Source organism: Lactobacillus isalae (genome assembly GCF_947539375.1).
GTDB lineage: Bacteria > Bacillota > Bacilli > Lactobacillales > Lactobacillaceae > Lactobacillus > Lactobacillus isalae.
The window spans coordinates 1,743,739-1,757,616 of sequence record NZ_OX443569.1 but is presented as its reverse complement, the minus strand read 5'-3'; the positions used below and the strand labels follow the sequence as shown (position 1 = coordinate 1,757,616).

13 protein-coding genes and 2 tRNA genes are annotated in these 13,878 nt (G+C 35.8%); 4 read left to right on the top strand and 11 right to left on the bottom strand.

Annotation, left to right across the window (positions count from 1 at the left end):
* The first annotated feature begins 130 nt into the window (after positions 1-130).
* A complete protein-coding gene (locus tag QM512_RS08530) occupies positions 131-988 on the top strand; it encodes a 1-acyl-sn-glycerol-3-phosphate acyltransferase (RefSeq protein WP_282805267.1) in 858 nt (285 codons plus the stop codon).
* Positions 989-1,025: 37 nt separating this feature from the next.
* On the opposite strand, the gene QM512_RS08525 is transcribed toward QM512_RS08530, so the two are convergent.
* The 5 genes from QM512_RS08525 to QM512_RS08505 form a co-directional block, all read right to left on the bottom strand.
* The gene (locus tag QM512_RS08525) at positions 1,026-2,177 is read right to left on the bottom strand and encodes a GNAT family N-acetyltransferase (protein WP_282805266.1); all 1,152 of its coding nucleotides are present in this window, start codon (positions 2,175-2,177) and stop codon (positions 1,026-1,028) included.
* A gap of 108 nt (positions 2,178-2,285) precedes the next feature.
* A tRNA-Thr gene (locus QM512_RS08520) sits at positions 2,286-2,358 on the bottom strand.
* A gap of 61 nt (positions 2,359-2,419) precedes the next feature.
* A complete protein-coding gene (locus QM512_RS08515; protein WP_282805265.1) occupies positions 2,420-2,938 on the bottom strand; it encodes a DUF3278 domain-containing protein in 519 nt (172 codons plus the stop codon).
* Positions 2,919-3,134: a helix-turn-helix transcriptional regulator gene (locus QM512_RS08510; protein ID WP_282805264.1), complete on the bottom strand. Its 216-nt coding sequence runs from the start codon at positions 3,132-3,134 to the stop codon at positions 2,919-2,921. The genes QM512_RS08515 and QM512_RS08510 overlap by 20 nt, the downstream gene beginning before the upstream one ends.
* 144 nt (positions 3,135-3,278) lie before the next feature.
* A tRNA-Thr gene (locus QM512_RS08505) sits at positions 3,279-3,351 on the bottom strand.
* A 136-nt stretch (positions 3,352-3,487) separates the two neighbouring features.
* Here QM512_RS08505 and QM512_RS08500 point away from each other — a divergent pair.
* The 3 genes from QM512_RS08500 (at position 3,488) to QM512_RS08490 (ending at position 7,583) form a co-directional block, all read left to right on the top strand.
* Positions 3,488-4,189 carry an MgtC/SapB family protein gene (locus tag QM512_RS08500; protein ID WP_282805263.1) on the top strand — a complete coding sequence of 234 codons (702 nt, stop codon included), beginning with the start codon at positions 3,488-3,490 and terminating at the stop codon, positions 4,187-4,189.
* 109 nt (positions 4,190-4,298) lie between these two features.
* Complete coding sequence (locus tag QM512_RS08495; protein ID WP_282805262.1) at positions 4,299-6,317, top strand: hypothetical protein; 2,019 nt, start codon at positions 4,299-4,301, stop codon at positions 6,315-6,317.
* A gap of 123 nt (positions 6,318-6,440) precedes the next feature.
* Complete coding sequence (locus QM512_RS08490) at positions 6,441-7,583, top strand: Mbeg1-like protein (protein WP_282805261.1); 1,143 nt, start codon at positions 6,441-6,443, stop codon at positions 7,581-7,583.
* Between the two features lie 78 nt (positions 7,584-7,661).
* Here the strand turns inward: QM512_RS08490 and QM512_RS08485 are convergent, their stop codons facing one another.
* The 6 genes from QM512_RS08485 to rpsR all read right to left on the bottom strand — a co-directional run bounded on the left by QM512_RS08485 (position 7,662) and on the right by rpsR (position 13,859).
* Positions 7,662-8,546 (bottom strand): ROK family protein, encoded by an 885-nt coding sequence (locus QM512_RS08485; protein WP_282805260.1) that lies wholly within the window; start codon positions 8,544-8,546, stop codon positions 7,662-7,664.
* Positions 8,547-8,642: 96 nt separating this feature from the next.
* On the bottom strand, positions 8,643-10,016 hold the full coding sequence (dnaB, locus tag QM512_RS08480) for a replicative DNA helicase (protein ID WP_282805259.1): 1,374 nt from the start codon (positions 10,014-10,016) through the stop codon (positions 8,643-8,645).
* A gap of 2 nt (positions 10,017-10,018) precedes the next feature.
* The gene (rplI, locus tag QM512_RS08475; RefSeq protein WP_039155375.1) at positions 10,019-10,474 is read right to left on the bottom strand and encodes a 50S ribosomal protein L9; all 456 of its coding nucleotides are present in this window, start codon (positions 10,472-10,474) and stop codon (positions 10,019-10,021) included.
* A gap of 11 nt (positions 10,475-10,485) precedes the next feature.
* Entirely contained in the window at positions 10,486-12,504 is a 2,019-nt protein-coding gene (locus tag QM512_RS08470; protein ID WP_282805258.1) for a DHH family phosphoesterase, read from the bottom strand.
* A gap of 107 nt (positions 12,505-12,611) precedes the next feature.
* Positions 12,612-13,529, bottom strand: a complete 918-nt coding sequence (locus QM512_RS08465) for a magnesium transporter CorA family protein (protein ID WP_282805257.1) — start codon at positions 13,527-13,529, stop codon at positions 12,612-12,614.
* A gap of 93 nt (positions 13,530-13,622) precedes the next feature.
* The gene (rpsR, locus tag QM512_RS08460; RefSeq protein WP_003649728.1) at positions 13,623-13,859 is read right to left on the bottom strand and encodes a 30S ribosomal protein S18; all 237 of its coding nucleotides are present in this window, start codon (positions 13,857-13,859) and stop codon (positions 13,623-13,625) included.
* Between the last annotated feature and the right edge of the window lie 19 nt (positions 13,860-13,878).

Sequence of the window (13,878 nt, the reverse complement as noted above, 5' to 3'; positions counted from 1 at the left end):
CTCCTCTCTGTGTTTTATCTGTTACCTTAGCTTAGCATGAAAAAAGATAAGTAGGATAATATTTGGTTTTAAAAAGCAAAATAAATAAAATAGAACTTATAATTACCATATAAAATCTTGGAGAGTACAGATGATTATTGGAAAAAATCGGCGACAAGTTATTTTAAATATCAAAAAAAGCGTCAAAGAGAAAAATTTTAATGCAAAGGTTGAGCCAAATGATCCAATTTTAAGTAAAAAAGATCGCTTGAACTTAGTTAACAACTTTTGGACTAAGCACGATAAATTATTTTCTAGAATAATTAATTTAATTGCCCGGGGAATCCTCAACATTGGAACTCCCTGCTTAACTTTCAACACCCAAATTAATATTCCTACTTCGCTTAATAATCTTTCTTCAGCTATTATTACTTGTAACCACTACAATCAGTTCGATTGTTTACCGCTCAAACGTCTAGCAATGAAATACCATAAGAGATTGTACTTTGTTATTGAGGATACTAACCTCAAACTTCCTAACTGGCTTGGTTTCCTAATGAGAAATATCGACAGCATTCCTGTTACTCCTAGCATAGAGTATTTAGGTCGAGACCTACCAAGGCACCTAAAACAAATTTTGACTCAAAATAACTGGATTGTCATTTATCCAGAGCAAGAGTTATGGCAGAATTATCGCAAGCCTCGTCCCTTACAAAAAGGCGCCTATTACTATGCGGCAAAAATGAACGTACCTATTATTTCTTGCTTTGTCGAAATTAGAGACACAAAGAAGCGAGAAAAATTGCATCCTGAATTCAATAAAACACGCTGGATTCTTCATGTTTTGCCAACTATTTATCCTAATCCCCAACTCTCAGCTAGCGAAAATGCACAAAAAATGCGAAAAATTGACTATCGCCAAAAAGTACAAGCTTACGAAAAAGCCTATCATAAAAAATTGGACTACAAATTTACAGACTGGGATATTGCTGGCTATAACAAAAAATAGTTTTTCCGCCCTAGAACAACAGAAAAACTATTTTTAATTAAAAGTAATCATAGAATGAAACTTCGCCCTTAACAAAATCATTGTCAACTCGACGATTTTCTTTAATAAAACCTAATTGAACTGCCTGTTTCAAAGTCAAATGGCCTAAAAGTACCTTGGTCCAGTTAGTTAGAGAAGCGGTATAGTCTGGCGATGTTTTTACTTTTTTTACCTTATTTTGGTCAATCATCCAGACACCGTTATTTTCATCAATAATATCATCGTCAGTGATTTCAATAGCTAATTGGTTTTTATTTACTACAGGTACAGCCTCTAAGACCTGCTTCACATTGATTATTCTAGTCATCATATAAGGCAGCGTATTTATCGTAAGTCCTTCTTGCTCTGGGAAAAATTCTCCTAATAGGCTTTCTTCAGGCATTTTCACATAATATTTCAAGTCGCTTGAACTGTGGCTTGCAATAATACTTAATAGAGCTTGAGCTGCTTGCGGAGTTTGATAATACATTTCTTCTACTTGAAAGTTACGCTCAACAATCCGATAAAACATATACCCTTGTGCTTGTTTATTTTGATCAAAATAAACGCAAATCGATCTACCAGGATAATAAGTATCTAACCTATCCCACCACCAATCTGCACGATCAACTGTATTTCTTTGATCATCTTGATTGAGTTTAGCCTGATAAAGCTTAATTACCGCATCTTTTAAGTTTGAGTCGCTCCACTTTCCACGCATCACTTTTCCTTCTTTGACAGGCTTAAAGAAGCGTAAGTAGGCAGGATCAATTTGATACATTTTTTCATAAATAGCATTTTCATAGCCATAACGACGATAAAAAATTTCTGAAAATGGTGCTAGGTTCGAAATTGCATAATTTTGACCATGTAATTCTAAAATAATCTCCTTCATCAGGCGGTTAATATCGCCTTGACCACGGTTTTCGGGATAGGAAGCAACATAGCCGACGCCTCCCATTTTAACTTTTTTAGCAAAAATTCTACTCTTAAATTCATTTACCATAATATAGCTAGCAAGATGATCATCTTTATATTCACCAAATCCCATACTGTGGTTATAACGACTTAAAAAATTAACATCTTCCCGTATATCATTATTTTTTAAAAAAGCATATTCAACTAATGGCACTATTTGATCTAAGGTTTCTTTATCTTTATTTAATTTCATCTGCTTTTACCTTTTCTAACACTTCGCAATATATTTCTATATCTTATTATACTAAGATAAAAGAGCAAACAAAAAAGTCCTAACCATCAGGCTAGGACTTTTAATTTGTGCTGACTAAAGGATTCGAACCTTCGACCTCATCATTACTAATGACGTGCTCTGCCAACTGAGCTAAGTCAGCATTTCTCACAACGTCTATTAGTATAGCAGATGTTAGTAGTGAAAGTAAAGCACTTTTTTCTTTAATCTTCGTCTTTTACTACTTTTATTCTATGAACTGCAATTAGTGACATAAAGATACCGAAGAAAACACCCGAAATCAAGTATGTGGGAAGCATTATCCATGTCCACGAACCATCGCTATAACTAGTTAAGAATTCTAAAATTAACATCAGTATGCCAAAGATTGCACCTGATATCATTCCTCTTACCCATGCAGCTTTTTTAGCCTCAGGTACTTCATCTTTCTCTACCTCATTATCTGTTAATTGAGCCTTTCTAGATTGCCACATTATATATGAGCTAACTACCATTAGCATTACAACAAAGCTACCAGAAAGGAAAAGATATGCCACATCAGCTTTATACATTGAAAACAAAACCATCGAAATTAAGAACGCTACATCCATACTTAAGAAAAATATAAAGAATGCACGATTACCAATTTGATTCATAACCTGTCGTTTTTGTTCATCAAGTGGACCAGAAATTCCGTACCAAAACTTCATGTACTTCTCAAACTTAGTTTCCTTTGCTTCCATCTTTAGCATCTCCATCCCAAAATAAGGTATTTAAATCTGTATTTAACTCATGCGCTAGCTTTAAACATAAATCTAATGAAGGATTATATTTATTATTTTCAATTAAATTTATTGTTTGCCTAGCAACATCTATTTTTTTAGCTAAAGCCATCTGTGATAGGCTCTTTCGCTTTCGATATTCTTTAACTCTGTTCACGGTAATTCTTTCTTTTATCTCAACAAGTCATATATATGTGACTTTTTATACTTTAAGTATAATATAATTTTTAAAATTGTCAATTATATATGACATATTTTACTAACAAAAAAGTCCCAACCGCTTGGTTAGGACTTTTACATGTGCTGACTAAAGGATTCGAACCTTCGACCTCATCATTACTAGTGACGTGCTCTGCCAACTGAGCTAAGTCAGCATATCCATATGACAGTTAATTATTTAACCATATTATCTGTTTCTACACAAGAGTTTTTTTACTTTTTACTTAAATGAATATTCGACTAAATCTGGGCTACAATAAAACCGTATCTGTTAAATAGAAAGGTTTTATTATGGTAAGTTTAACATCACTTTCAACTGAATTAGATTGGTTACTAAGAATTTTAGTTGCTGCTCTTTGCGGAACAGCAATTGGCTATGAACGTGCAACTCAAAGAAAAAGCGCAGGTATTAGAACTCACATGGTTGTTGCTGTAGCTTCTGCTCTATTTATGCTAGTTTCAAAATATGGTTTCTTTGACCTATTATCACTCCATGATGTTTCACTCGACCCATCAAGAATTGCAGCTCAGATTGTAACTGGAATTTCCTTTATTGGTGCTGGTACAATATTAGTTCGCCGAGAACAAATCTCTGGCTTAACTACAGCTGCTGGCGTCTGGGCGACAGCTGCAATTGGTATGGCAGTTGGTGCTGGAATGTATGTCATTGGGATTGTCAGCACAGTCTTTTTGTTCATCATTCAAATTATTTTTCACGATGATACATTCATTAACTTTATTATTCTTCATGTTCGCTTTAATGTTCAAATTGAAGCCAATAATCATCCAGATATTCTTAATGAACTGAAAAAAGAACTATCCTTAAACGAAGTTGAACAAATTTCTATCAAAATTATTGATGTAACTTCTGAACATATCGTTGTTAATGTAGATGGCGTCATCAAGAATAGAAAAGATGAAAATGACATCATCCTAGCTTTAGAAAAAGATCAAAATATTCGCCGAATCAACTCAACTCACGGAGCTAAATAAAATAATAGAAACCGTTTTCAAAATATGCTAAGATATATGTGTAACTTAATATAATAAGTTACGCACTTTTTTTGAATATTAATTGCATAGAATATTGAGGATTTTTATTATGAGCTATACTTATACCTTACGTTATGTCTTCGATCCACGTACTAATACACCTGACAAAGATAAAAAGCTCTTAGATTTTGTCCAAACATCTAAAATCGATGACGTGGCTTTCATTATTAACGGCGAAGAATTAAACCATAGTCATTTAACTAAAGAAGAAACACAAGTCTGGCTTGATGCTATTATCCCCCTACAAAAGCAATTAGCTGAGCTTGATGTTACTACAAGCCTAAATCCCTGGACAACTATTATGCACTCTGATCGCGGCTTTAGTGTTAACCCAAAAATTGGTTTTAATACCTTTGTCGACATTAACGGCAAGCAAGCTAGAGATATGGCTTGCCCAGCAGATCCAACCTGGCGTAAGTATCTAGCTGATAGATACGCTCAATACGCCTCTATTCACCCACGTCGGCTATGGGTAGAAGATGATTTTCGTCACTATAATCATACTCCGCTAAAGTTAATGTGTTTTTGCGACTACCATATGAAGCTATATCAAGAAAAACTAGGTAAAGCAGAAAGCCGCGAAGAATTCGTCAAAAATATGCTTAAGCCTGGTGAACCTACGATTGAACGGAAAATATATCTTGATCAAGCTCGCAAAGAAATGATCGAAAACGAACACTTGATTGAGCAAGCAGTTCATAAAGTTAGTCCAGATACTGACTTAGGTCAAATGACTTCATTTCCTGATTGGCACGCTATTGAAGGTAGAGATTGGGCTAGTTTATTTGATGCGCAAGCAGGTCCTGGTCATCCACGCGTAGCGCGTCCACACTTACCGGCCTATAACGAAGTTGCACCTTTAATTTATGGACGCAAATTTGAAGAATATAGTCGTACAACTGCGGCATTTTTAGGACCTCGAGCTGAACTTTATCCAGAGTTAGAAAACTCAATGTGGACGCCGCAAGTAAAATCTAATACCTTTATTGCCTTTCAAATCATTACCACGGCCCTTCTTGGGGCCAAAGGTATTATGCTTAATATCTTTGACATGATGGGTAATGGTGTAAACGAAGATTGGGGTTATGGCAAGATGTTAGCTGATATTAAGCCATTTGCTTCTGAATTAACTAATCATCGCCTTAACATGAAACAATTAAGAGGTATTAAAGTTTTAGTCGATCAAGACTCTGCCTATACTGCACAAACAACTGTAGGAAAAGAGCCAGAAGAGTTGCTACCACATGAAAAGAACTGGGCTAGTTTATTAGCAAGTTTTGGTTTTGCGACAACTATTCTTCCTGTTCAAAATAATCTTAAAATCGGAAATCAAACTATAGCTATTGCTGGTCAGTTATTACGTAACCTTTCAAATGATCAAATCACTAATCTAATCACTAAAAACACCGTTCTGCTTGACGGTGAAAGTATCCAAGTTTTATTAGACAGAAACTTAGGTCACTTGCTTCATATTCAAAGCGCTAAATGGCATCCATGTAAGAGTGGCTATCAGTCCTTCGAACAAGCTGATGGTATTACTGTTCAAGGTGTTAAGAATCCACGCATTACCATGCTCCAACATACAGGCAACTATCTACAACTAGACTATCAAGCAGATAGTAATGTTAAAATTTGGAGTTCAGCCTATAATTCGATCGATCAAAAACTCGGAAACTTTATGGCTGTTATTGATGATCACATAATTGTATTACCAATGGACCAAGATCCAAAACACGGTTGGGAATCACAATTTTCATCTTATAAACAAGGATTAATGCAACAAATTCTTGCTAGCGTTGAGCCAATTGATTACTTAGTTAATATGCCTCACGTTAAGTTAAACATTCAAGAAAATGGTAAAGTTGTCTGGCTAGCTAATTTTAACTTAGATGGCTATTCAGAAATTAAGTGGCATCTAGGACACGATCTTCCATCCAATACAGCTACCTTGATTAGAAAGCATAAAAATAGCATTGAGAAGGAAACAGTTAGAATTGAAGTAAAAGATAAAATTGCTACAATTCAAACTTCCCTCTCTCCTCTTGAAACTATTCAACTAATATTCTAACTAAAAGAAGAGCATCAGCTCTTCTTTTTTGGGTTGTTTCTACACGCAAGCGTCCCCTTTTATCTTTATCCTAAAAAGCATTAAAATGAAAGTACTATATCCGTTAACGAAAGGACTTTTATCTTGGGTAAAATACTTGATTATGTTCGCTGGCGGGGTGACCTAACACTAGATCGAGAACCATTTAATAGCTTAGACGCTGGTCTATTTGCTGCATTTGCTTATCTTCCTTTTGATCAAAGTGTTAAAGGTCATACGCTTGAGGCAGCTACAAAACGTTTAATAGAAAAGAAAACACTAATTCACTCAGATAAATTAGAAGCAGAATTAGTCAACTTAAGTGATCGCTATAAGAAGATGCGCTTTTTAGACTGGTCGCACCTTTCTCAAAAAAAACCACCAGTACAGTTCACAGCAATGACAATTGAATTGGATCCAGAGACTATTCTTGTAGCCTATCGCGGAACTGATGGCTCGATGGTTGGCTTGAATGAAGACGTAGATATGAGTTACCAACCAGAAATTTTTGGACAGAATGTGGCAGCCGATTATCTAGACAAAATTGCAGAAACTTATCCTGATAAAAAAATCTATACTACTGGTCATTCAAAAGGTGGAAATTTTGCGGCTTACGCACTTTATGCGGCTGCCCCTAGTCTTCAAGATAGAATTATTAGAGCATATAGCTTTGATGGCCCTGGTTTTATGAAGGAAATGTATAAGCAGGTGGAATTTCAGCGCGTAATTCCAAAAATGATGACTTATGTTCCTGAAGGATCGATCTTCGGGATGATGCTTGACCATCCAGAGCGAGTTATCGTAGTCAAAAGTAGAATGAAACACTTAATGAAACAGCACAATCCCTTACACTGGGAAGTAGCACGAAATAGCTTTGTGATGGCACGTGGCTTAAGCAATGCAAGCAGAATTATTAGAAGTACGTTCATCTCATGGAATACAAAGATTCCACGTGAAAAACGCGAAGCATTTTGGCTAGCCTTCTTTACTGCTTTAGAATCGCAAAAAATTACAGATGCTAGTCAACTAACAACTAATAAAATACGTGGTGCAATCCAATTTAGCCATGCTTACCTTTCTCTTGACCCAGACGTACGTTTAATTGCTAACGAGATAATTTCTGATATTACAGCAACCGCTCGTCAGTATATCAATCTTCCCTTCATTAGCCACAGTGAACACTTGAAACCACTAGGCAATGACTCGAGTAAAGGACCAATTGTTGACGATTCATATGATGGTAGCTAGTTACATGTTTCATGTGAAACAAAGCAAAAAGACAACTTCAATTTGAAGCTGTCTTTTTAATTTAGAAATTAATGTTAATTATTTATTCTTTAAAGCTTCTTTAGCTAATTCAAAATCACCTAAAGTTGCAGAACCATTATCTGCAACTGCTGGACGAACAATTAGCTCATCAACGTCAGGTGTTGCTACATAGTTATTGTTGAATTCTCTAAAGAATCCACGCACTTGCACTAAATCTTGATCATTTAAAACTGATCCACCAACAACCATTACATCTGGGCGCATGGTCATGTATGCATTAAATAATAATTGTGCTACATAGTAGGATACATAAGTAAATACTTTGTGATCTCTAGGTAATTTTTCACCAGGAATACCGGTTCTTCCTTCTAGTGAAGGTCCAGCTGCCATTCCTTCAACACACTTATTACCGTGGAATGGACATTTTCCAGTGTAATCATCACCCGGATAAGGAGTTACGAGCATATGTCCCATTTCTGGGTGATTGTTTAATCCAATAAACTTACCAGCTTGAACTGCACCAGCACCAATTCCTGTTCCAATTGTTACATAGAAGTAAGTCTTTGAATCATCTTTACCACGTGCAATATATTCACCATAACAAGAAGCGTTAACATCAGTCGTCATTACTACTGGAATGCCAAGTTCTTTTTCAAAAGTACCCTTAACATTTGTTCCTGACCAACCACGTTTAGGTGTATCCAAGATGTAACCAAATGTTCTGGAATTTGGATTGATATCAATTGGTCCAAAGGTCCCGATTCCTAAAGCAGCTACTGGATGCTCTTTAAAAAATTCAACGCTTTTTGCTAAAGTTTCCTTCGCGTCGGTTGTCGGAATTCGTTTCTTTGCAACAATTTCGCCACTTTCTGTATCTTGAACTGCCAAGATAAACTTTGTTCCACCAGCTTCAATACTACCTACATATTTATTTTCTACCATTCAACTTACACCTTCTCATTTAATTAGTTTTTTAAAAAGATAGACTTTTAACTCTTATAGTATAGCTAATTAATGAAACGCTTACAAATTATTTTCTTAAGCTTCATTATGAGTATAGTCAAGATTTGAAAAACGGTTATATGGTTTTGAGAACATCAGTTTAACTGTTCCACGCGTACCAGAACGGTTTTTCTCAATGATTACTTCTACTTCACCATTATCTTCTTCAGCTTCCACTTCGCCTTCGTCATCTTCTTCTCGTTCATCACGGTAATAATCATCACGATAAAGAAAGGCAACAATATCGGCATCCTGCTCAATTGATCCAGATTCACGAATATCAGACAAAACAGGCCGCTTGTCTTGTCGCTGCTCAACTGAACGAGATAACTGCGACAGAGCAATAACTGGAATATGCAATTCTTTGGCTAATTTTTTCAATTGTCGTGAAATTGCCGAAACTTCTTGCTGACGTGATTCACTCCGTGGTCCTTCAATTAGCTGCAGGTAGTCAATTACGATTAAACCTAAATTTCCTTTTTCTTTAGCTAACCTACGTGCCTTAGCTCGAATTTCACTCATTTTAATTCCGGGGGTGTCATCAATATAGATACTTGTATTATCTAGTGATCCAGCTGCAACAACTAATTTACGCCATTCTTCATCAGTTAATTGACCGGTTCTAAGGTGCTGTGAGTCAATTAACCCTTCTGAAGCTAGCATTCTTTGAACTAACTGTTCAGCTCCCATTTCTAGTGAAAACATTGCAACAGTCTTGTCAGTCTTTAGACCAACAAATTGAGCCACGTTTAAGGCAAAAGCCGTCTTACCAACACCAGGACGAGCAGCTAGAATAATCAATTCATCATCATGGAATCCAGTCGTCATCTTATCTAATTCAGAAAATCCCGATGGAAGTCCTGTAACTGTATTCCCATCATCTGGAATAGAGTTAATTTCCTCCATAGTCGTGTTTAATACATCATGAATAGACTTAAACCCACCACTTGCATTATTCTGTGAGACGCCCATTATTTGACTTTCAGCGTCATCTAAAATATCTGTTACATCATCAGAACCTTCAATAGCATTCTGAATGATTCTTTGACTAGTAGAAATTAAGTTTCTAAGAATAGCTTTGCGCTTTACAATTTTAGCGTAATAAGTAACGTGAGCTGCTGTTGGAGTTGCCATAGACAGTTCTGTAACATATGAAATTCCGCCAATATCATCTACCTGATTATTTTTCTTTAACTCATCTTGTAGAGTAACCGGGTCAATTACTTCCTCACGATCCGAAATATTAAGCATTGCTTGAAAAACGATTCTATTTGCATGTTCATAAAAATCGTCAGGTTGCAATACATCAGAAGCATCAATAATTGCTTCTGGATCTAAAAAAACGGCCCCTAGGACCGCCTTTTCTGCTTCACTATCATGGGGAATTTGTTGAGAAACAACATTATCCATTATTAGTCTTGCTCCGTAATGTGAACGCGAATTACTGCTTCTACGCCTTTAAATAACTTAACAGGGACATTTGTGTATCCTAAGGATTTAATTGGCTCTGGAAGCTCTAATTTACGCTTATCGACCTTAATACCGTATTGCTTTTCAAGTCCTTCAACAATTTTCTTACCTGAAATGGAACCAAATAAACGTGAATCAGTACCAGCTTTAGACTTAAAGTTCACAATTGTCTTGTCATCTTCAAGTTTCTTTTTAATATCTTCAGCTGCTGCTTTTTCTGCTTCATAGGCATCTTTTTCGGCCTTTTGAACGCGCTTCAAGGTATTTAAGTTAGAGCTAGTAGCTTCTTTAGCATAGCCATTTTTAATTAAAAAGTTTTGAGCATAGCCATCAGGTACATTCTTAACTTCTCCGCGCTTACCTTTACCCTTCATGTCTTTAATAAAAATAACTTTCATGAATTTCACTCCTATTCATTTTCTTCAAGATATTCATTAATTGCAGCAAGCAACTTATCCTTAGCTTCTTCAACTGTTACGCCTTTAATCTGCGTTGCAGCATTAGATAAGTGGCCACCACCGCCTAATTTTTCCATAATTACTTGAACATTCACGTTTCCCATTGAACGCGCTGAGATACCAATTGCGTCTTTTGTTCGTCTAGTAAGTGCGAAACTAGCATCTACATGTTCAAGCGATAAGGCAGTATCTGCGGCTTGAGCAGTAATAATGGGATCATAGATCTTATTATCTTCTCCCATTAATAGAGCCATATCTGGTTCAATCATGTCAATCGTAGAAACTAAATGACTTCTTTGCAAGTAATTATCAATATTTTCTTTCAAAAGTTCAGATACAACTTGAGTATCCGCTCCAATTGACCGTAAATAACTTGCTGCGTCAAAAGTTCTAGTTCCTGTCCTGAGCGAGAATTCCTTAGAGTCAACTGTAATTCCTGCTAGCATAGCTGATGCTTCTAAATCAGTCAAGACTCCCTCTCCTCCTTGTGGCTGATACTCAATCATTTCAGTTACAAGCTCACAAGTTGAAGATGCGTATGGCTCAATGTACACAAGCATTGGGTTTTCAGGAAATTCTTCGCCGCGACGGTGGTGATCAATAATGATCAAGCGATTCTTCAAACGATCATAAAGTTCAGGATCATAAGTAATGCTGTATTTAGAGTGATCGGTTAAAACTAAAAGTGATTCATCAGTTGCTGCTTCAAGAGCATCTTTAGGAGAAATAAATACATCTTTATCAATGCCAGCAGCCTGCATTTTAGCAATTAAACGTCCTACATCATAGTTAACATGGTCAACATCCAAAACAACACTAGCCTTCACACCATGAATTCTAGCGATTTTAACAATTCCAATTGCTGAACCAATCGCATCCAAATCAGGATTTCGGTGTCCTTGAACAAAGACGTGATCAACGCCTTTAAATAATTCTACCAAAGCCTGCGATACCATTCGAGCTCTTACCCGCGTACGCTTTTCCATTGGATTAGACTTTCCACCGTAAAAGCGAGCTTCATGACCTGATTGTTTTACAACAACTTGATCACCTCCACGTCCTAAAGCTAAATCTAAATTGGATTGAGCTTGGTCTGCAATTTCATTTAAGCTTTCAGACCCAAACGCAATTCCAATTGATAAAGTTAACGGCATATTCTTACGGCTTGATTCAGTTCTAACCTTATCTAAGATAGAAAACTTATCATCTTCCATCTTAGCCAAGTCATGCATGTGCGTTAATAAAATAAAGTGGTCTTCATCAATTCGTTTAAGGTATGAATTAAATTGACCAGCATAATTGCTGAGAGCATTCTGGACGTATGAACTCATATTTGTTAAGTTCTGGTCACTCATTGATTGACTTAATTCATCATAATTATCGATAAATATTAAGCCAATTGCTAATCTCTCTTGCTTATATTTTTCCTCAATATTTGCATAGCGCGTAATATCAAGTAAATAAACAACGCCTAAATCATCTTGGACAACCATTTCAAATTTTCGGTCGCCCCATTTAATAATTTTATTTTGATTACTATCAGACTTAATAGCGTCGTCAACATATTTAGCTAGTTCTTTATCTACTGAGGAGATAGAAGAGCCAATAATGTCTTTCCCATGTAGATACATTTGCAAATAAGGATTGATCCATTGAATCTGTCGATCCTTATCATAAAGCATAATCCCAAGTGGCATCTTAATCATAGCCTCTTGTTCTCCACGCTTTATGCGGTATGAAAGATTAGCAGCATAATTATTCGTATTTCCAGCCAGAACATAAATTCCATATATTACGAAAATAACTGTCAAGATAAACAACAGCACCATTGCCAGCCCAAAAAGCGGACTGATTAGCATCCCAATAATAGCTCCCAATAAGGATAAAACTAAGACAATGATTAATGATGCTGTTAAACGTGTATCTTTAACAAATTCAGGCAATTCTAATTTGCGTAAAAAGCCTTTCATTGAAATTCCTTCCTGTTTATAGCATTAATATCATGAAAAATAATATACTGCATCAGTGTATATTATACATCAAAAAATGCTTGCTTATCATCTAAGCTAAGCAAGCATTAAAGCATATTATGTCGACGTAAATACCAAAGCAGTATTGCCATTACAATAATCGAACCTACAGTTATTATTACCCAATCGAATGGATTATGAAAAATCGGCAAATCAACGTTCATCCCAAAGAATCCAGTTACAATAGTTGGAATCGTTAGTAAAAGAGACCACACCGTCAAAAACTGCATCGTATTGTTCAAGTTATTATTCAAAATATTATTTGAAGTTTTAGATATTTCCTCAGTCACTTCGCTATAAATCTTAATCATTTGCGAGGACTGCTGAACTTCAATGATGATATCATCACACATTTCTTCTTCAGAAGCATTCATATGAAGACCAGATTTTTTGTTTTTCAAGCTCTCAAGCATCATTAGATTAGTTCTAATTGAACTAGATAAATAAACCAAACTTTTTTCAACTTGAGACAATTCTTGCAAGTCTTTATTATGAATTCTTTCACTTAAGTTATTATCCAAAACTAGGCGTTGACTATTTAGCTGGCTTAATGCTCTTTGGAAATACTTCGTAACCGCAAAAAGAATAGCAAAGATTAATTCTTTTTCACTATGAATATGTTCGTCTGGCTTCTGTCTAAATTCCTCAATCATATAAGTTGTATCAGGAGAATGTACGGTAAAAAGTGTATGATCGACCATTAAAAACTTAATTGGCAAAGTTGTAAAATGGTCCGCATCAGCCGTTGGCCAAACAGGAACATCGTAAACTAGCAAATCACTGTTGGTAATATAGTCATGATCAAAGTGGGGACGTTCATGAAGGTCGGTGATATAAGAGATAATTTCTGAAGTTAGATCAAAATCATCCTTCAACAATCTAATATCATGATCGTCACAGTTATAAATATCGTACCATTTGTAGTCAAACTCAATGTTTCCGGCTAGTTTTTGCTTAATAATCATGACAATCCCTCCGTTTACTTCTTTTATGATACCGCAAAAAATAAAATAAAAAGAGTAGCATATGCTACTCTTTTTATTATTTTTGATCTGTTATTAGTCTTCTGCGACAAATGGCAATAAGCCCATAACGCGAGCTCTCTTAATAGCAACAGTCAACTTACGTTGATTCTTTGCGCTAGTGCCAGTGACACGACGTGGTAAGATCTTACCTCTTTCAGAGATAAAACGTTTCAACAAATCAACATCCTTGTAGTCGATGTAGTCAATGTGGTTAGCTGCAATAAAGTCAACCTTACGACGACGACGGCCACCTCTTCTTTGTTGAGCCATATCAAAGATCCTTTCTAAT